This is a genomic window from Nonomuraea sp. LPB2021202275-12-8 (assembly GCF_037044575.1).
GTDB lineage: Bacteria > Actinomycetota > Actinomycetes > Streptosporangiales > Streptosporangiaceae > Nonomuraea.
Genome location: NZ_JBAHWD010000149.1, coordinates 1 through 541, shown reverse-complemented (window position 1 = coordinate 541; position 541 = coordinate 1). Strand labels below are relative to the sequence as shown.

Sequence of the window (541 nt, the reverse complement as noted above, 5' to 3'; positions counted from 1 at the left end):
GTGCACGGCCGAGATCAACCGGCTCGGCTACCGGCAGCAGGCGACCTACCAGCCCCTTGAACGCTTCTGGCCCTTCCAGTGGATCGAGACCGGGATCTACGCCCTGCTCACCCTCGGCCTCACGTGGTTGTCCTTCTGGTGGCTCCGGAGACGCCTGTCATGACCATCATCAGGACCGCGGCCGCCGGGCTCGCCCTCCTGCTGGCGGCGGCCTGCACGGCACCGGCGCCGCCGCGCGGCCACCCAGGCACATCAGCCGGCACGGTCTGCGCGCCACCCACGGGAGTCCCCGAGGCGGAGACGGCCACCACGATCGACGTCATCGAGCAGGCGTACTTCTGCATCCTCGGCAACTACTACAGCGGCGCCACGCTGGACGCCCGCTCGCTGCTGACCGCCGGATTCGTCGCCCTGACCCAGGAGCTCAACCGCGACGGGCGCGACCTGCCCGAGGCCACCATGCCGGCGCTGACCGGCGACCGCAAAGCCGACTGGACCGCCTTCGAAGCCGTCTACCGCAAGACCACCGACCAGGTTCCCG

1 pseudogene is annotated in these 541 nt (G+C 70.4%); it reads left to right on the top strand.

What is annotated here, in order from left to right:
- Window positions 1–159: 159 nt before the first annotated feature.
- Window positions 160–541, top strand: a pseudogene (locus V5E28_RS49120) (S41 family peptidase); the annotation flags it as partial.